16 protein-coding genes and 1 tRNA gene are annotated in these 19268 nt (G+C 39.8%); 8 read left to right on the top strand and 9 right to left on the bottom strand.

Annotated elements, in window-relative coordinates:
• Positions 1-35: 35 nt before the first annotated feature.
• The 5 genes from FRX97_RS05490 to bshB1 all read right to left on the bottom strand — a co-directional run bounded on the left by FRX97_RS05490 (position 36) and on the right by bshB1 (position 9670).
• Positions 36-3095, bottom strand: a complete 3060-nt coding sequence (locus tag FRX97_RS05490) for a PKD domain-containing protein (RefSeq protein WP_170227037.1) — start codon at positions 3093-3095, stop codon at positions 36-38.
• Positions 3096-3437: 342 nt separating this feature from the next.
• Complete coding sequence (locus FRX97_RS05495) at positions 3438-6758, bottom strand: T9SS type A sorting domain-containing protein (protein ID WP_147014188.1); 3321 nt, start codon at positions 6756-6758, stop codon at positions 3438-3440.
• 742 nt (positions 6759-7500) lie between these two features.
• Positions 7501-7576, bottom strand: a tRNA-His gene (locus FRX97_RS05500).
• A 49-nt stretch (positions 7577-7625) separates the two neighbouring features.
• On the bottom strand, positions 7626-8942 hold the full coding sequence (locus FRX97_RS05505) for a lipopolysaccharide biosynthesis protein (protein WP_147014189.1): 1317 nt from the start codon (positions 8940-8942) through the stop codon (positions 7626-7628).
• Between the two features lie 5 nt (positions 8943-8947).
• Positions 8948-9670 carry a bacillithiol biosynthesis deacetylase BshB1 gene (gene bshB1 / locus FRX97_RS05510; RefSeq protein WP_147014190.1) on the bottom strand — a complete coding sequence of 241 codons (723 nt, stop codon included), beginning with the start codon at positions 9668-9670 and terminating at the stop codon, positions 8948-8950.
• Between the two features lie 158 nt (positions 9671-9828).
• On the opposite strand from bshB1, the gene FRX97_RS05515 reads away from it, so the two are divergent.
• From FRX97_RS05515 to FRX97_RS05525, 3 genes are read left to right on the top strand one after another with little or no spacing between them, the layout of a single operon-like run.
• Complete coding sequence (locus tag FRX97_RS05515; RefSeq protein WP_147014191.1) at positions 9829-10386, top strand: 30S ribosomal protein S16; 558 nt, start codon at positions 9829-9831, stop codon at positions 10384-10386.
• An 11-nt stretch (positions 10387-10397) separates the two neighbouring features.
• Positions 10398-10925, top strand: coding sequence for a ribosome maturation factor RimM (gene rimM / locus FRX97_RS05520; RefSeq protein ID WP_147014192.1), 528 nt, complete (start codon positions 10398-10400; stop codon positions 10923-10925).
• 2 nt (positions 10926-10927) lie between these two features.
• Positions 10928-11647, top strand: a complete 720-nt coding sequence (locus FRX97_RS05525) for a tRNA1(Val) (adenine(37)-N6)-methyltransferase (protein ID WP_147014193.1) — start codon at positions 10928-10930, stop codon at positions 11645-11647.
• Between the two features lie 5 nt (positions 11648-11652).
• Here the strand turns inward: FRX97_RS05525 and FRX97_RS05530 are convergent, their stop codons facing one another.
• A complete protein-coding gene (locus tag FRX97_RS05530; protein WP_147014194.1) occupies positions 11653-12996 on the bottom strand; it encodes a saccharopine dehydrogenase family protein in 1344 nt (447 codons plus the stop codon).
• A 46-nt stretch (positions 12997-13042) separates the two neighbouring features.
• Between FRX97_RS05530 and FRX97_RS05535 the strand changes: the two genes are divergently transcribed.
• From FRX97_RS05535 to FRX97_RS05555, 5 genes are all read left to right on the top strand, one after another.
• Positions 13043-13870 carry a DUF4476 domain-containing protein gene (locus FRX97_RS05535; RefSeq protein WP_147014195.1) on the top strand — a complete coding sequence of 276 codons (828 nt, stop codon included), beginning with the start codon at positions 13043-13045 and terminating at the stop codon, positions 13868-13870.
• A complete protein-coding gene (locus FRX97_RS05540) occupies positions 13860-14246 on the top strand; it encodes a DUF423 domain-containing protein (protein WP_147014196.1) in 387 nt (128 codons plus the stop codon). The genes FRX97_RS05535 and FRX97_RS05540 overlap by 11 nt, the downstream gene beginning before the upstream one ends.
• A gap of 91 nt (positions 14247-14337) precedes the next feature.
• Positions 14338-15951 carry a phosphoenolpyruvate carboxykinase (ATP) gene (gene pckA / locus FRX97_RS05545; protein WP_147014197.1) on the top strand — a complete coding sequence of 538 codons (1614 nt, stop codon included), beginning with the start codon at positions 14338-14340 and terminating at the stop codon, positions 15949-15951.
• A 98-nt stretch (positions 15952-16049) separates the two neighbouring features.
• Positions 16050-16748 carry an RsmE family RNA methyltransferase gene (locus FRX97_RS05550; protein WP_147014198.1) on the top strand — a complete coding sequence of 233 codons (699 nt, stop codon included), beginning with the start codon at positions 16050-16052 and terminating at the stop codon, positions 16746-16748.
• Positions 16749-16789: 41 nt separating this feature from the next.
• Complete coding sequence (locus FRX97_RS05555; RefSeq protein ID WP_147014199.1) at positions 16790-17461, top strand: DUF4159 domain-containing protein; 672 nt, start codon at positions 16790-16792, stop codon at positions 17459-17461.
• On the opposite strand, the gene FRX97_RS05560 is transcribed toward FRX97_RS05555, so the two are convergent.
• The 3 genes from FRX97_RS05560 to FRX97_RS05570 are packed head-to-tail and all read right to left on the bottom strand — an operon-like array spanning position 17458 to position 19268.
• On the bottom strand, positions 17458-18360 hold the full coding sequence (locus FRX97_RS05560) for a DUF5777 family beta-barrel protein (protein ID WP_170227038.1): 903 nt from the start codon (positions 18358-18360) through the stop codon (positions 17458-17460). The two genes, FRX97_RS05555 and FRX97_RS05560, sit on opposite strands and share 4 nt — an antisense overlap.
• The gene (locus FRX97_RS05565) at positions 18341-18745 is read right to left on the bottom strand and encodes a hypothetical protein (protein WP_147014201.1); all 405 of its coding nucleotides are present in this window, start codon (positions 18743-18745) and stop codon (positions 18341-18343) included. The genes FRX97_RS05560 and FRX97_RS05565 overlap by 20 nt, the downstream gene beginning before the upstream one ends.
• Complete coding sequence (locus FRX97_RS05570) at positions 18726-19268, bottom strand: YceI family protein (protein WP_147014202.1); 543 nt, start codon at positions 19266-19268, stop codon at positions 18726-18728. The genes FRX97_RS05565 and FRX97_RS05570 overlap by 20 nt, the downstream gene beginning before the upstream one ends.

Genomic DNA, 19268 nt, shown 5'->3' on the forward strand with positions numbered 1-19268 from the left:
ATCGAAGCGGTTTTTTTGTGTCCAGTAAATCTGTACTACCTACTGATTACTATTCTTCTACTAGATATAAAACCTTTAGTGCTTTCAACTACCAACAAATAAGACCCCATAGCTATTCCGCTTACATCCAAAGTAGCTTTGTCACCTTCTACCGTGGTACTTTCTATTTCGCGGCCAAGTGCATCCAACAATTTAAATTTAGCAAGCTGGATTTTTGCAGAGATATAAATCTTGCTTCCAGCAGGGTTGGGAAATATGGATAATCCTGCTATTTTATTTTCTATAATACCCGTAACCTGTTTAACATGGATGGTTTTTTGCGCAGAATCCACACATCCAAAGGCATTTTCAACCAATAAGCGAATAATTATATCCCCCAAATCATTAAAGGTTACTGAAATTTGAGTTCCAGTTTGCTCATCCTGACCATCTGAAAAGCTCCAATTATGCTCACCCTCCGACGGGAATTGTCCAGAAACATTAAATGACGCACCTAATTCCACCGTATCCGGGGCGTCGATTCCTACATTGGGGGTTTCACCGATATTCTCCAAAACAAAACTCTCCTGGGCAACCAAACAGTTGTTTTCTAGCCTTACCTCTACCCCATAATTTCCTGGCCCCAAGTTTATTAGCGAGTCATTATTTACCGATTGGGCTCCAGTCCATTGATAAGTGTAGTTACCTGCATCCAACATATAAATGGCTATTTGCCCATTATTTTTTTCACATCTAGGATGAATAATAACCGTATCGTTCGCTAGCATGGTATTAATTTCCTCAATTTCGAAAGTATCCAACCTTGAACATGGACCGTTCGTAGACTCTAGAACATATTGACCAGGAGCTACTCCCTCTAGTTTATTGGTTTGATTGGATTGATCTATCCAATTGAATGAAATTTGATCTGCTCCATTGTGAGTCACCGTTATTGAACCATTTTCCTCAGCACAATCACTATCCACAATGGTAGTTGCTAAATCTGGATATTCGTATCCAAATAAACTAACCTGTCTCAATGTATCTCCACCACATCTACCTGTAGCGGTAAGCGCAACAGTTTTCTCACCACCTCCGCTAAATGAGACGCTCGGATTCGGATCTACAGATGACTGCGGATTGCCAGTTTGAAACTCCCACTGATAACTCGTTATATTGTAGGTACTACTTGCACCAAAGGACAACTCCTCATTGGTACAGAAATCAAACATTTGGTTTTCTTCTTCAATGGAAAAATCCATTTCGGTGTAGGGAATGGTTGCCAGAGCCATTGAGAAATAGGCAGGATCTGCGAAAACACCCCAACCACCTCCAGATTGGTAGAATACGGTATTATATCCATTGTCCCTAAATTGAGAACAGAAAACTGTCATGGTATCCGTAGTTGGCTCAAATTCAAAGCCGACAAAAAAGTTCCCTGTCACTTCTACCGGAGATGGTAAACTAATTCTGTTAAAGCTATTTTCAGTTAATGCACTTAAGGGCACTGCACCTGAAATCAGCTGGTTTCCTGGTGCACCATTACCAGCTTCTTCATATACCACGAAATTAACATTAGAGGGAGCACCGTCATCAACTATTAAACCCAGAGCTATAATAAAATCTTGAAACACGTAGTCTCCAGAATTTTGAAATTTCTCTGCAAACCCTTGGAAGGTTCCACCATTAACTGCCGGCACGTAATCACCTCCTGACACATAATAAGTGAGATTTTCCAACTCACTTTCTGTGTAATTGCGCAGGGTATCACAAATCCCACCAAGGGTGCCCGAAGCTTCATCATTTACTAAAATGTAGTCGCTTTTAATTTCAACATCAGTATTGGTCCCGTTAGAAACCGTTAGCGTTACAGTTTTAAATCCACCGCTAGTATAGGAATGGGTCGGATTCTGCTGATCAGAAGTGTTCCCATCACCAAAGTCCCAAGTCCATGAATTTAATGCAGGTAAACCCGTACTTATATCTGTAAAAGTTACAGTTTCACCTAGCCCTACCTCTGTTTTGTCGGCTTGGAAATTAGCCGTTGCAAAGGTACTATTACATCCAACAGAAGAGGTTAGGCTGCTTCTGGAGAACCCCTCGAGTACAGCCCTCATTCTCAATTTTTGCCCCTCGGTAAACATATTGGCACAATCCTCACCGGTGTAATCCATGTAATTTTCAACCAATTGGGTTCCAGAACATGCAGGACTATTACAATTGCTATTTAAAGTGGTAGGAGGTGTATCGCACACAAAATCACCTTGGGTACTACAATCTGTTTCGGAACAGCTATCATCATTAAAGGGGTGCAAAAGATTTAAATGGTGCCCCATTTCATGGGTAAGTGTATTATTTGTTCTAAAACTGCTGTAGATATTCCAACCTTGTGACATGTTAGGGTCGTTACCAAAAGAAAAGTTAACCACTACAATTCCGTCTCCAGGGTTAAATGAAGGATTTGTATTAGGATTTGTAGACGAAGATCCACTCACAGGATAAGCGTACCCTAGTGTTCCACCATTCCACTCGCCAAATTCACCTTGGTCGTTTATTTCTCTTACTACCCAAACATTAATATAATCTGCAGTGGGCCATTTGCTAAGTGCTTTTAATTGAAGGCCATTTACATCTTCATCGATTCCAACGTTTTCATAGTCCCCTGTTCCGGTGGCATTTACCCTAATAATACCGGTTGTTGGGTCTCCATTGGGATCCACCGTTGCCAAACAAAATTCAACTTCTATATCCGGGCCGGCCCCTTGAGCAATCCCACCATCTGTTGCAAGTCTTCTAAAGTCTCTATTTAAAGCATCAACGGCAGACTGTACCTGAGCATCAGGAATATTGTGCCCCACCCCGGTATCCTGTCCAGTATGATAAATGTGGAATACAATCGGAATGGTATAAACGTCTGCTTTTTGACCTGTTTTTTGCTTATCACGCAGCAGATGCACACGTTTTTGAATCAACCTTTCAAACTTCATCATATCCTCCCTGTATTGAGGATCTTGTAATTTCTGATTACGAAGTTTATCGAACATACAGGGCTCGCTATCCTGGTGAATTCTTGCTTCCACTTTCTGGTTGGATAGATATTGGATCCCAGTTGGCATGGGGGATTTTTTCTGAGCCACCACAGAAGTAAAAAACAACAAGGTGACCAGCAAATAAGTAAAACGCATGATGACATGATTTGGGCTAAGAACTGTAAGTTAACTCAATTTATCGGTGGAAAGGAAATTGAATTAGATGAATATGTACTGCTGGAGGACTAGATTCGGATATCGATTAGTATTAGACACTGGTTTTATAGAGGGCATAATAATCACAATTTTATTATGCCCTTTCCAACTTTATTTATTTACTTAAATCAATCCCTATGGTTTAAAGTGCTGGATGCCATTTAGGGATGAACAATTTTTGAAGCCAAAGTCAATCTACAAAGGCTCAATTAATTATTTCCTAACTATTTGCCTAGTTCCAACCACCGAGCCCTTTGAAATAATAGCTATTTGATAAATTCCTGATGGTAGATTTCCCACGTTTATTTCAGTACTTACCGTTTTCTTATTTCCAAAAAACTGGGTGCTTATATCCCTTCCTCCAACATCCAACAATTTAATTTTAACTCCATTACCACGTTTAGGAAGTTGAAAATCTACATAAAGGATATCTGAATTAGGATTCGGGTAACAGTTAAGGTAATCCAATTCTCCCTCACTTGGTGTTGCCCCCTTTATAATCCCTGTTGTTAGGGAGTCACAAGCACAAAAATAGATTTCTTCTAGCATTGCGGAAGTGGTATATAAGCTGTCTTCCAATTCAGTTATTCTGCTAGTTAATGCATCAATTTTGTTCTGCATATCCTCAAAAAGGAAACCTAAATCTATGGTGTTTCCATTGGTTATTTCTATTTGGGTTCCAGAAAGGGTCAATTGTTGGTTATCATTGGCTGCAAGTACACCTTTTAAGCTCACTGAATTACCATTTGATACCGACAATGTGGTGCCAGACAAACTCAACTCTTGGTTATCCGTATTATCAAGATAACCACTTAAATCAACGGAACCTCCATCCTCTAGTGATAAGGTATTGGTGCTTAAACTTAGAGCCTGGTCATCTGTCCCCGTTCCATCTTTTAATCCTGATAAATCAACCGAGTTTCCATCCTCTATACTAAGCGTGGTTCCACTTAAACTCAAGTCTTGATCATCGGTATTGTCTAGGTAACCTGCTAAACTTACCGATCCACCATCCTCCAGGGATAAGGTATTTAAAATTAAAGAAAGGGATTGATCATCTGTATTATCAAGATAGCTACTTAAATCTACCGAACCGCCGTCTTCTAGGGTAAGGGTGTTGGTACTTAGGCTAAGTGATTGATCATCTGTTCCTGTTCCATCTTTTAATCCTGATAAATCAACCGAGTTTCCATCCTCTATACTAAGCGTGGTTCCACTTAAACTCAAGTCTTGATCATCAGTATTGTCTAGGTAACCACTTAAATCTACCGAACCGCCGTCTTCTATGGTTAGGGTGTTAGTACTTAGACTTAGCGATTGATCATCTGTTCCTGTTCCATCTTTTAATCCTGATAAGTCAACCGAGTTTCCATCCTCTATGGTAAGCGTGGTTCCACTTAAACTCAAGTCTTGATCATCGGTATTGTCTAGGTAACCTGCTAAACTTACCGATCCACCATCCTCCAGGGATAAGGTATTTAAAATTAAAGTAAGGGATTGATCATCTGTTCCTGTTCCATCTTTCAATCCTGATAAATCAACCGAATTCCCATCCTCTATGGTAAGCGTGGTTCCGCTTAAACTCAAGTCTTGATCATCGGTATTGTCTAGGTAACCTGCTAAATTTACCGATCCACCATCCTCCAGAGATAAGGTATTTAAAATTAAAGTAAGGGATTGATCATCTGTATTATCAAGATAGCTACTTAAATCTACCGAACCGCCGTCTTCTAGGGTAAGGGTGTTGGTACTTAGGCTAAGTGATTGATCATCTGTTCCTGTTCCATCTTTCAATCCTGATAAATCAACCGAATTTCCATCCTCTATGCTAAGCGTGGTTCCGCTTAAACTCAAGTCTTGATCATCGGTATTGTCTAGGTAACCTGCTAAATTTACCGATCCACCATCCTCCAGAGATAAGGTATTTAAAATTAATGAAAGGGATTGATCATCTGTATTATCAAGATAGCTACTTAAATCTACCGAACCGCCGTCTTCTAGGGTTAGGATGTTAGTACTTAGGCTCAGCGATTGATCATCAGTATTGTCTAAGTATCCTGCTAAATTCACCGATCCACCGTCTTCGAGAGATAAGGTATTCGTGCTTAAGCTTAGAGCCTGATCATCTGTTCCGGTGCCATCCTGCAATGAACTTAGATTAACACTATTTCCATTTAGGATAGATAATGACGTTCCGGTTAATGAAAGAGTCTGATTATTTGCGACGCCGAGCGTATCAAAATTAGCTCCATCCCAAACCAAAATATTAGTGGCCGAGGAGTCGTATACCATCATACCCTTATCTGCATTTCCTAGCGCCCCAGCCATAGTCGTAACTGCAGAAGAACTTAGTCTGCTGGTTAAAAATCCCTTTGTTGAATCGTCCAAATGCAAAGCAGACTTTTCATTTGGACTCAGGGTTCCAATTCCCACAGAAACTCGGTTAGAGGCAGAATTCCCTCCTAATAAAAAGCAGTCATCACAATTAGAGATAACGCCATTTCCAATTAAAATAGAATTCCCTGACCCCGAATTAATTCTGCTATTTGCCCCAATTACTATTGCATCATCCTGACCAACCTGGGCATCACTACCTATAATAATGGAGTTATTTCTTTCACCACTGAGATAGGTCGAATAACCTATCAAAATATTGTTCCTATTTTTAGTGTAACCAACATTTCCGAAGTCAGCCTCGGAACCTATTACAACATTGTAACTCCCCTCCCGATTAGAGAATCCTGCGTTGAACCCTAGATATGTATTATGACGGGCATCGGAGGTATTGTTAGTGTTGGTTCGATTGTTATCCCAACCCGAATTGTATCCAATAAAAGTATTGAAACTAGCATATTCGGTTGCAGCCCCCGCACCAGCACCAATAAAAGTATTTTTTATTCCAATACTATTATCTCTGCCAGCCGAATCACCTACAAAAGTGTTTTTTCTCCCGGTGGTATTATCATAACCAGCCTTATTACCTACAAAGGTATTTCGATACCCCGTTGAATTCGTGCGCCCGGCAGCAGAACCTACAAAGGTATTGTCACTCGCAGTTGTATTGTTAAAACCAGCATCCTCACCAATAAATACATTGTCATCTCCAGTAGTATGGTTCTCACCTGCTTCTTCCCCGATAAAAACATTATCGCTAGCGGAAGTGGCTAACTTACCTGCCTCGGTACCAATAAAAACATTATCCCCAGTTGTTAGATTCTGCCCTGCCCTTGTACCAATTATTACATTATCGAAAATGGAACCACTAGTGCCAGAATACCCTGTGTAAGGACCAATAAAAATATTATCATGGCCCGTAGATAGTTGAAAACCAGCATTTGTACCAAAAAATAAATTATAACTCCCCGAGGTTAAATTGGTCCCAGCCGAATCACCATACATTGAGTTATAATCTCCAGTAGTTATACTCGCTCCAGCCCCTGTACCTTGGGCTTCATTAAGCGTTTGCCCCACCAATTGATTAGACCCTATCGCTGTGACGATTATAATTAAACTTAGTTTTAAAAGCGTTTTCATGATGAATTGAAGTTTGAAATGGGGAGTTAAGTAAACTATAATTATTATGTTTTTTTAATCGACAAGACAGGAGTCAGGATTCACAAGAGGTTAGTATTATCATATGAGCTGAATCACTAAAACTTTTACGCGTGACATGCCCCAACAAAACAGAAGTTATGCAATAAACAAGGGTAAAGTATCGAAGTGAAAAATTGAATTAGGTCATAAATACTCCCCTGCAACCCATGAATAACTTTTAATAAGCAATTTGTGGTCATAGGGATTCCACCCCTCCTTATAAAGTCATCAAACATTGGTAAGAAACTTCGGTGCCTTAGATTTGATCCTTACAATACCTCAGTATACTCCATTTGAGAGATAACTTACAACCAAAGGTCTGCTAGCGCAGTCCTTATTTTCTATTTCTGGGCCTTACATTACAAAAGCAAGCTATGGATTTTTTCTGAAGCCTTTCAGGGATTGCCTGCGGCCATCCAGGGGGGGAGAACCTTACAAACAAAGGTCTGCTAGCGCAGTCCTTATTTTCTATTTCTGGGCCTTACATTACAAAAGCAAGCTCTGGATTTTTTCTGAAGCCTTTCAGGGATTGCCTGCGGCCATCCCGGGGGGGGGACCTTACAAACAAAGGTCTGCTAGCGCAGTCCTTATTTTCTATTTCTGGACCTTTCCTTACAAAAGCAAGCTTTTGACGGTTAGGTCCAGAAATAGAAAAGGCCCTGCTAAAGCAGGGCCTTTGTTTGGGTGGAAGATGGGATTCGAACCCACGACCTCTTGAACCACAATCAAGCGTTCTAACCAACTGAACTACAACCACCGTGTAGGAATCAAGCAAGGCTTAATTCGGAGCGCAAATTTAGAGTTTTCTTATGAATTGAAAAACATAAATTGAATAAGCAATGAAAAAATTGCCAAACAAATTATTATATAGTTGTTTTTCAGCAACTTAACAGAAGAAGTAGACACGATCTTTGCACATAAATACCATCCAATGGCACCTGAAATGACCATTCCAACCATAAAAAATGCCATTACCTCGTAAACATCTTGGAAAAAATAAACACCTACTAGCATTAATCCCAGCTTTAACACCAAAGCCCAAATGGAATATTTTAAGCTTAAATCCTGCCTATTTCCCAGCTCAAATAAATTAGTTAGCGGTAGTACCAAAAAGTTTAACCATAAACCTGGTAATAGAATCAGGGTCATTTTTAACGCCATCAACCATTCGGAACCAAATACAAGCTTACCAACCGGAATTAATAGAAAACTACCTCCTATTATTACGTAACTAGAAATCCGGAGTAATTTCTGAAGAAGCTCATATGTATGTTGCTGAGATTTACCACTCTCTTTCTTGCATTTGGCAAAATATACTTGTCCAAATGAACTGGCTAAAACAAAAACCGGGACTGACCCCAAGCGCATAGCCAAACTATATTGTCCCACCTCGTTCTCTGAAAAAAAATGCGCCAAAAATGTGAGCGGTAAAAAGTTCGCAAGCGCAAAGAATATGGCTGAAATTAAACCGAATCGTAAAAACGAGCTATATTTTTTAGCCACACTACATACACCATTAAAACCCTTTTGAAACTCAGGTTTAAACTGGGTTCCAAATACTATGGACTGGAAAAAGAGACCCGCTACAAAACTGTAAATCAGCCCCCCCGTTATTGAAATCGCTTTTACCCCTGCAAAATAGCGAACTACAGACTGCCCTACCGCTTGGGTACTCTTTGATGCAGCATACCTTGTAAAAAGCCCCCCCTGAAGAATCCAATGCTGAATAATTTGCACATACCCCCCCAATAATAACCCCAATGGAATCCAAAGAAAATAGGGGTGGAGCATGTTCTCGGGATCAAAAAGGCTTCTAAAACAGTCTGAATACAACCAAACCAGTGATATAAGTAAGGTGCTAAAAAGCAATAAAATCAGACTTAACCTACTTAATGCAGTTATTTCGTTTTTGTCGTTCGGTACCGGAATTGCCTGTTGGTAATGCCCGCTTAAGAAGGGCATAAAAATTCCAATTACGGTACTATAAATCCCAAATACCGCAAAGTCGGACACGGTATAAAGCCGAGAAAATACGGGAAGCAAGAGAGTTGGCAGCGCCAACACCAAAAAGTTTGCTCCGGATAACTGAAGAATCGATTTGTTTTTTGAAATGAATTGTTTCAAAGTCCCTAAATAAGGTCCAAAATTTGCTTTACACCAGGCCTACGAGAACAACAAAATCCTTCTCCAAACTCAACTCCGATTTCCCTTCCGAATTCTCTGGATCTCGCTTCTAGAAAATCTAAAAATTGTTTCCCTGAAATAGGCGTTTCTGGTTCCTCTGAGTTGGGGTCGTAAAATTGCGACTTAAAGGCTTTGATAGCCTCCATTTTAATATTCCAAGACTCGGTTACATCAACAATAAAATCTGGTTTTATATAACGGTCCTGAACAAAGCGGTAAACCACCTTGGGACGCCATGGCTCTTGCCAAACACCCTTAATACTGGTTTCAACCTTTGCCAATCCAGCTAAAAAACAAGCGCGTTCTACCAAGTCACCACCTCTACCATGGTCAGGATGTCTATCACTTACAGAGTTGGTTAAAACTACATCGGGCATAAACTGGCGAATTACTTCAACAACCTTCATGAGGTTCTCATAGGATTCGGAAAATAAACCATCAGCCATTTCTAAATTCTTACGAATACGAATACCTAGTAAACTTGCCGCCTTTTGGGCTTCTTCCTCCCTAGTCTCTGGAGTACCTCTGGTTCCGAGTTCTCCTCGAGTTAAGTCGATAATTCCTACTTTTTTACCTCGATTGATTTCGTTGGCTAGCGTTCCGCCACAAGATAATTCCACATCATCTGGATGCGCAGCAATTGCCAAAATATGCAGTTTAAAATCCATTCAATACCTTATAAGATTGCAACAAGTTTAACATTTGTAATTTTGTTGGCGACGATGAAAATAAAAATAATCTGATTATCAGGGTGGTGTTAATTATTTTACGATATTTGCACCCTTAAAAATTAAAGCTGCCATAGCGCTTTATTAACTAAACAAATATGCCAGTAAAAATCAGACTACAACGTCACGGTAGAAAAGGTAGACCATTTTTTCACATTGTTGCTGCCGATTCAAGAGCTCCAAGAGATGGTAGATTCATCGAAAGAATTGGAGATTACAACCCAAACACAAACCCTGCGACTATTAACCTAGATGTAGATAAAGCGGTTGAGTGGTTACACAACGGTGCTCAGCCAACTGACACGGCAAGAGCTATTTTATCTTACAAAGGTGCTCTTTACAAGAAGCACTTACAAGGTGGTGTTAAAAAAGGTGCTTTCTCTCAAGACGAAGCGGATAAGCGTTTTGAAAAGTGGTTAGAAGAGAAACAAGCTAAGGTTCAGTCTAAAGTAGATGGACTTGCAAGCAGCAAAGCCACTGAAGATAAAAAGCGTTTGGAAGCTGAAACTAAGCGTAAAGAAGAAATGGCTGCTGCAATCGCTGCTAAAAATGCTCCAGAAGAAGTAGTGGAAGAAGCTACTGCGGAAGCTAGCGAAGAAGAAGCTCCAGCTGCAGAAGCAGAAGGAAACGCTGAAGAAGCTAAAACCGAAGAGTAAAAATCAACTAGGTGAATCGCGAAGACTGTTTTAACCTTGGAAAGGTTACCAAAATCCAAGGATATAGCGGAAACGTAATTTGCTTCTTAGATACCGACCAACCCGGTCGTTACGAAAATCTGGAATCAGTTCTGTTGGAAATTCAACAAGAACTGGTTCCTTTTTTTATTGAACAATTCCGACTTAAAGACGGAACACAAAAGGCAATAGTAAAATTTGCTGAGGTAGATTCGGAAGAAGAAGCTCGCTCAATTGTAAACTGCCAGCTTTACCTTCCACTAAATCAATTACCAGACCTAGGGGAAAACAAATTTTACTTTCACGAAATTATTGGTTTCCAGGTATTAATGGAGGGGCAACCTCTTGGTACCATTACGGAGGTCTTAGAATATCCCAACAACGAATTGCTTCAAATTCACAATGGAGAAAAGGAAATCTTAATTCCCCTCCGTGAAGAATTCATTCAAAAGGTTGACAAGTCCGAAAAGACTTTCCAAGTTTCACTTCCAGAAGGCTTTTTAGAAGCTTTTACGCAATAAAAATGCTCACCAATAAGAGCTTTTTCCACTTTAAAGAATTTAAGGTTTATCAAGGAAACGCCGGACTTAAAGTTAATACCGACGGAGTTTTACTTGGTGCTTTGGCTTCGCAGCGCCATCCAGAATCTATATTGGATATTGGTACTGGAACCGGGTTAATAGGAGCAATTATTGCCAATCGTTACCATAAAGCAAAACACATTTGGTTGGATATAAATGAGGATGCAGTTTCGGCTGCTATCCAAACCAAGAAACATCATCCACAAAAGGCAAGAATTGAAATTATTCTTAAGGATTTCCGCAGCTACCAAAGCAATCAAAAATTCGATTTAATCGTTAGTAACCCTCCTTACTTTAAAGCACACACTGCCAGCAATATGAATAGGAAAATTGCTCGACAGCAGGAATTCCTTGATTTTGACAACCTTCTTCAAAAATCAGCTTCGCTACTTACAGATAATGGAAGCTTATGGTTGGTGTTACCTGCCAATACTTTTGAAGAAATTCAGTTTTTGGGTATGCAAAACAAGCTATACATTCAATCCAAAATATCCATTGCCGATACTCCAAATTCGGAGGCAAAACGCATTATTCTAGCTCTTATAAAGGATATAAAACCGATAAAAACGTCAAACCTTTACCTTTTTAATGAAAACGGAACCGCGCATGCCCACTTTTACAATTTATGTAAAGACCTGTATGTAAAATTCCCGCAGAGATAGATTCCTTATAATTCCCTTTCCTCTTCCTTAAATCGAATACCGAGTTCTGCTAACTCTTTTAAAATTGGAGTATACACCTCTTTGTGGATGGGCAGTCCCACCCCAGTTAATTTAAACTCCCCCTCTAAAATTAACCTTGCGGCAATTCCAAGCGGAAGCCCAACCGTTTTGGCCATGGCCGTTTTTTGTTGATTTTCACCTATACAAACCATAGAAGACGTGGTTTCAAAAACTCGCCCCTTTAACTCGTAGGTAAATTTATGCCACATGATGATCATGTCTTTATCGTCTGGCTCCAAACTCCATGCATCCTCCAATATCTTTTGAAGCGCCATTGCAGGTGTAGCATTAGCTATTCCTATTTTTTTCTCCTCCGAGAAAATATCAAGAGATTCTAGTTTTTCCCAAAGATCATCATCATCCTGCCTTAAATTGAGATAATATTTAAGCTTTAACTCAACTGAATCAGTAAGATTATAAGCTAAAAAGGAATTGATAAACTCCCTGTAACTCATATTCTCGGAACCCTCTAAAACATACGAGTCGTCTGTTGCTCCCAGTTGAACAAACATGTCCCAAGCCCTACAAAAACCTTTCTTTCTAAGGGTTCCTCGGTAAATAGTATCTATGTTTTCCAAACCATATGTTTCTCGATATTTTAAAGAATCTCGGTTCGCGTAACCCTCGTATTTTCCGTAATCAGGTATATCAATAATTTCCGTGCGTCGAAATAATTTGTGGTACGGGATGTACTTATACTTTCCTTCCTGAATAAACTTAACGGCTCCCCCCTGCCCTGCAATTACAACATTTCGAGGGTTCCAAGTAAACTTATAATTCCAAGGATTGTTATCACTTTCTGGTGCAATAAGCCCACCAGTAAAAGATTCAAACCCTTTAAATTCCGCTCCTTGACTCCTTTTTTCATCTAAAAAAGCCATAGCGCTCATATGGTCTATTCCGGGATCAACGCCCAATTCGTTAAGCACTAAAACTCCATTTTTTTCTGCTTTTTGGTGTAGGGCATCAATTTCTTTGCTCAGGTAAGAAGGAGTAATTACAGGGATCTTTAGGTCGATAGCGTGATTTACAATATCAAAATGAAGATGGGCCGGTAGCATGGAAACCACTAAGTCCATGTTTTTCATAAGCGGTGTACGCTCATCGGGGTTAAGCGCGTTTAACTTATGAGCAGTACCAAATGGGTGCTGTTGGATGCGTTTTTCGGCCAAACTAATATCCATATCTGCAACATGGATTTGAGCTTTACTTTGCTCCGCCCACTGCAGTAAATACTGAATTAAAAAAATACTTGACCTTCCCGCTCCAATAATCAGCACTTGTTTCATTTCTTCCTGTAATTTTGTCCAAGTATAGAAAATAGGATACGGATTAATGTACCATACCACCAAAAAATACCACCTTACCGCAGCCTTTTTCCTAATTAGCTTTTTAGGATTTGGTCAATTTGCAACCCTTTGCGTCGTCAATCCCGACGGTTTAGACGTTAATGTGGAGGTTAACGAAATAAACTACGAGAGTAAATCATCTGATTTTTGCATAAATCGAATACCCTTTGAAATTTTTGCTTTAAAAATGAAAACCCCGTTGGGAGAGCAAAAGAAATTGGTGTTTGGAAGGTTGGATGACACATCCTTTGTTTCTATTAGCCCAAAAGGATTTAGAACCGCCTGGAGCTTTTCGAATAAGACGCTTTTGGCATATAATTTCGGTTTAGAGGAAGACCAACTGGCATCTGCCCAGTTTTTTACCGACAGTGCAAAGACCGAACTAGCATTGGCAGAAGCATCTAACAATTCTCAGGCCACTGCCCCTAAACTAGATGTTAAAACCGACGACCTTAAAAACCCGACCAAAAAGCCAAGTGGTATAGTAATTTCCAAGCCAGAAACTACCAATAAGGAGGAAAATGGTTGCAATAACTTCTTAACAGAAAACGAGTTAAAGGGAATAAAAAACTTGCTTAAAAAGACCAAATCACTGGATTTACAATTGAACATCGCTCAAAGCTCTTTGAAGGACAAATGCTTCAACTGCAACCAGTTGCAAGAGATCTTTAAGCTTATAGAGGAAGATGATTTGAAGGTTAACTTATTTAAACGCCTTTACCCTCAATTAACCGACCCTCAAAAAAGAAAGACCTTGTACAGCGAATTCCTTTTTGATAGCAGTATAGACGAAATCAAAGCTTATGGCTTATAAAAATTGGGCAGCAATTGCCTGCTTTGGCATAGCGAGTGCCACAATATTGGGTGCGTTTGGAGCCCACGCGCTTAAAGCGAAATTAGACCCCACCCAATTAGAATCTTATAAGACGGGAGTTTTATATTTAATGCTGAACTCGATTGCCATTTTGGCTTTGGGGAAACTTATCTACCGAGTACCAGGAGTTTTGATTTGGGTAGGCACCCTACTATTTTCACTCTCCATCGTTATTTTAAGTACAAGAACCATTTGGCTGGATAACACAACAGCATTTTCTTGGCTTGGCCCTGTAACCCCATTAGGCGGTAGCTTAATTATTGCAGGATGGATATGGACTGGAATAAAGATTTCACAATCATCTGTCGAAAATTAGCGCCGTTTTGGCTTTATTCTGATGTTAAATATTGACGTAGGAAGAATTAAAGCCCTAACTTTGCGGCCTCAACTTTTTTAACCGAAAATAAATGAACAATTACGGCAAAAGAGCAAAAGATGCGAGTTTAGATTACTTGGGTTTATCTAATGTTGCCTTCGCCTATTGGAATTTGACTCCGGCAGAGCTAGTGGAAGAAACCATTACTCGCGGACAAGGTGTATTAACCAACACTGGTGCTTTAGCAATAGACACTGGTGAATTTACTGGTCGTTCTCCAAAAGACCGTTTTATTGTTGAAGACGACGAAACCCGCGAAAACGTGTGGTGGGGAGACATCAACATTAAATTCGATCAAAACAAATTTGATGCCCTTTACAATAGAATCACAGCCTATTTAGCAGGAAAAGAAGTATACGTAAGAGATGCTTTCGCCTGTGCTGATGATAAATTTAAAATGGGTCTTCGCGTAGTAAACGAGTACCCTTGGTCTAACCTATTTGTTAGCAACATGTTTATCCGTCCTACGGATAAAGATATTGAGAGCTTTAACCCTGAGTGGCACGTAATTAATGCTCCAGGATTTAAGGCCGACCCAGAAATCGACGGAACACGCCAGCACAACTTTGCAGTGGTTAGCTTTAGTCGTAAAACCATCATTATTGGTGGAACTGGTTATACTGGAGAAATTAAAAAAGGAATTTTCTCTGTACTTAATTACATCCTACCTCAACACAAGAACACGCTATCTATGCACTGTTCTGCGAACATTGGTAAGGATGGAGATACCGCCATTTTCTTCGGATTATCTGGAACGGGTAAAACAACGCTTTCATCTGATCCGAATCGCCAATTAATTGGTGATGACGAGCACGGTTGGAGCGAAAACAGTGTTTTCAATTTCGAGGGTGGATGCTACGCAAAAACCATTGACCTTACTGCTGAAAAGGAGCCTCAAATCTACGACGCCATTAAATTTGGCGCTTTATTAGAGAATGTTGTTCTTAACGAGAGTGATTCTTCTGTAGATTACTGCGATAAGAGCAAAACTGAAAATACCAGAGTATCCTACCCAATCAACCACATCGACAATGCGGTAGAACCTTCTGTGGGTAAAAACCCTAAGAACATTTTCTTCCTTACTTGTGATGCTTACGGTGTATTGCCTCCTATTTCTAAATTAACTAGAGCTCAGGCGATGTATCACTTTATGAGTGGTTACACGGCTAAAGTTGCTGGAACAGAAGCGGGAATTACTGAACCAACAACAGCTTTCTCTGCTTGTTTTGGTGCGCCATTTATGCCTTTACACCCTAGCAAATACGCTGAAATGTTAGGTAAGAAAATGGACGAGACCAAAGCAAACGTTTGGTTAGTGAACACAGGATGGAGCGGTGGACCATACGGAGTAGGAAGCCGTATGAAATTAAGTTACACCAGAGCAATGATCACTGCAGCTTTGGAAGGTAAATTGGATAATGTGGAGTTTGTAAACCATGAAATCTTTGGAGTAAAAGTTCCACAAGAATGTCCAGAGGTGCCTAACGAAATTCTTAACCCAAAGAACACCTGGGAAAACAAAGCATCGTACGATGAGAAAGCACTTGCTTTAGCAGAGAAGTTTGTAAATAACTTTAAGAAATTCGAAGCTGAAACATCAGAAGAAATTATTGCGGCTGCCCCTAACGTAGAAGTAAACGCATAATTCTAATTAAATATTCAATTTAAAAGCCGCTCGATGAGCGGCTTTTTTTGTTTTAAATTCTGCTTATTAAGCATTGGCCAATTAGTTATTTTTACCCCATGCATGCATTCTACCATCCAACTCTAAGCGAAGGAAATAACATCCTCTCAAAAGAAGAAAGTCACCACATGCTTAAAGTGATGCGACTAAAGCAAGGGGCAGAATTTATTCTTTTAAATGGCGAGGGAAAATCCGCGGAGGCAACCTTAACAAAAGCTGATAAAAATATTGCGCATTGTGCGGTAGAAAAAATTACAATTCACGAAAAAAAATCGCCACTAATCAACCTGTTTATTGCCCCTCCAAAAAGTGGCGATAGGCTAGATTTAATTGTAGAAAAAGCTCCCGAACTTGGAGTAAATTCCATACACTTTTTAATGTGTCGAAATAGTGAACGCAAGCATTTAAAGGTGGATAAAATCCAACAAAAAGTTATTGCGGCTTGTAAGCAAAGTTTACAAGCTTATTTCCCAGCAGTGCACGACTTCATTGATATCCACAAGATGGAGCTCCAACCAGATCATAGCAACCTAATATTCCATTGCCGGGAGGACATTGTTAGAACTGAAATAGAAAAAGTAAAACTCCACTCCACCATTAATCTGTTTATTGGTCCGGAAGGGGATTTTGCAAAAGAGGAGATTAAAATGCTTTTAGACAAAGGGGGATTATCGACCTCGTTAAGCAATTCTAGACTGCGCACTGAGACCGCCGCACTCTCAGCAATAATAAAAAGTGAAACCCTTTATTTTATCTGATTTTCACAAGCTTAAATCTACAACTACATTACTTTTAGCTTATGAAATTTTTAACGGCCGTTTTTATATTAACCTGCTCCATACTGTTTGGTCAGTACGACTACGAAATTGCTCAGCTAAAATACAGTGGCGGGGGCGATTACTATGCCAATCCAAGTTCACTTAAGAATCTAGTGGAGTTTGCGAATAACACGGCCGGTACAAGTATAAATCCGAATTACAATTTTGTTGAAACCGGGTCGCAAGATTTATTTCGTTATCCATATATATACGTGACTGGGCACGGAAATGTACTGTTTAATCCCTCGGAGGTAGAAAACCTCAAGAACTACCTACTCGCAGGTGGCTTTCTACACATAGACGACAACTATGGAATGGATGCCTTTATCCGAACAGAAATAAAAAAATTATTTCCCGATAAAGACTGGGTAGAACTTCCTTTTAACCATCCGATCTATCACCAAAAATTTGACTTCGCGAATGGACTTCCAAAAATTCATGCTCACGACGGACAACCCTCGGAAGGTCTTGCCATAATGGAGGGAGAAAGAGTATTAATTTTTTACTCCTTTCAAAGTGATTTAGGTGATGGTTGGGAAGACGCAGAAGTACATAACAACCCGGAAGAGACTCGCCTAAAAGCGCTGAGAATGGGCACAAATGTTTTGCTTTATGCACTGTTTGGCAGCAATCAAGATATTGAAACCAATTAAAGTCCCAACTCCTTTTTCTCGCGGCTTTTAGCTACTGTAAAAACGCGGTTTATGTTAAAACCGAAATACAGATCTCCATTTCCTAAATCACCATAGGTTTCGGTTACATATGCCTTATCAAACATACCACGCGAATTGGTTAAGTGAAGAGAAAAAACATGTCCTCCTGTTTCTATGTCCACCCCAAGTGCAAGTGAGTTGTAGGTGTTAGTTAAATAATTTCCAGGCAGCCTGTAGACATAATCGAAATTTATTGCTACCCGTTTTGAAACCTTTTGCCTTGCCCCAACTCCAATCGCAAAAATGTCATTATCCACGGATCTTAACTCAGTTAGATTTTCATGAACAATGGTTGGACTGACTTGAAGTGAAAAATTTGGAGAAAACTTTCGCGCAATGATTACCTGACCCAGGTAGCTTAATCTATTGGCGGTAGTTAACTCGTTAATGGACTTTAAAGTCTTATAAAAAGTAGCGCCATAAAACGACACACTTACTGGTATATTCCGAGTTCCCTTTTGCTGACGGAGTATTCTTAACTTGGTATTGAGATCGAAGGTTTTCTCTAAGCCACTTCGTCCAATTCCAACCATTAGGTAAGGCGTTAAACCAAAGTCGAAGGACAATCTAACCTGAGAATTATCTATTCCAAAAAGATCGTAAAAGCCATTGTTAATCGTTCCAAAGCGGTGTTGAATCATAAAATTCATCACACCTGGGGCTGTCATTTCAATGGAAGGACTATTTACAACTCTCGTTTGCTTAAAAAAAGCCGTTTCGTATTTAACATCTTCCGTTTGAACCTCGTCTAACTCAGAGAATAGATCATCTTGAGCTTGCACCATACCGGTTAAAAGCACAAGGACAAATGCCAATAGGCTAGTTATTTTTTCTACCATTTCTTACCCAAGATTCAATTTGTTCAATTTCGCATTTTGGAAGTTTCTCCGCGCCTTTTGGCATAGGAAAGGATCCCGTATGATTTATCGCGTCCAGTAACATTCCATCGGTCATACCACTTTGCTGGGTTTTCTCGTAACTCGATAAGTTAATCCCAAAAGCAATGGAAGCTCCTTGATCATCGTGACAACCACCGGCTATGGCGCAAGAGGCTGAAAAGATAGGTTGAATTACATCATTGTAGCTAACATCAACCGTGTCGCACGTCTTATTGGAATTGAGAAAAAGATCTTCCTCGTTTTTGTATTCACAAGCATTAAAAAATGCCATAGAACTTACCAAAAGGAATAAAGCAACAATTGACTTATTTCTTAAACTCTGCATGGACTTCAACATCAAAAACTTTGGAGACTTTATCGGCGACTAATTCTGGAATCTTAATTCCAAAGTCGGTTATTGTAATTGGAAATTTGGCGTCTAGTATATACCCATCATCCGATTTAGCCATGGTGCCACTAACGCTTATTCCCTTTGTTTTGCCTTTAATTTCTAGCTCACCAGTGATATCTACATTCTGTGGTTCGGAGTTTAATGAAAGCGTAGAAAAATCAGCTATTCCACCCTTAAAGCGAGCTTTCGGAAACTTATCACTCTCCATGTAGTTCTCGTTAAAGTGCTCCTGCATGAGAGCCTTTTTAAACTCAAAGCCCTTAATCAAAACTTGAAATGCAAGGTCACCAGACTCTTCAACCAAAATGGCTGCTACCTGCTTGTTTACCGCTCTAACATCGTCATCAACTGGTGCGTTAGACTCAAACTTTATCTGTGCATTTCGGTCCATCAGCTTGTTCTGTCCAATAGCGGGCAAAACCAAAAGCACAAGTATAATTTTCGCTATAATTTTCAT

It is taken from the genome of Luteibaculum oceani (assembly GCF_007995015.1).
GTDB lineage: Bacteria > Bacteroidota > Bacteroidia > Flavobacteriales_D > Luteibaculaceae > Luteibaculum > Luteibaculum oceani.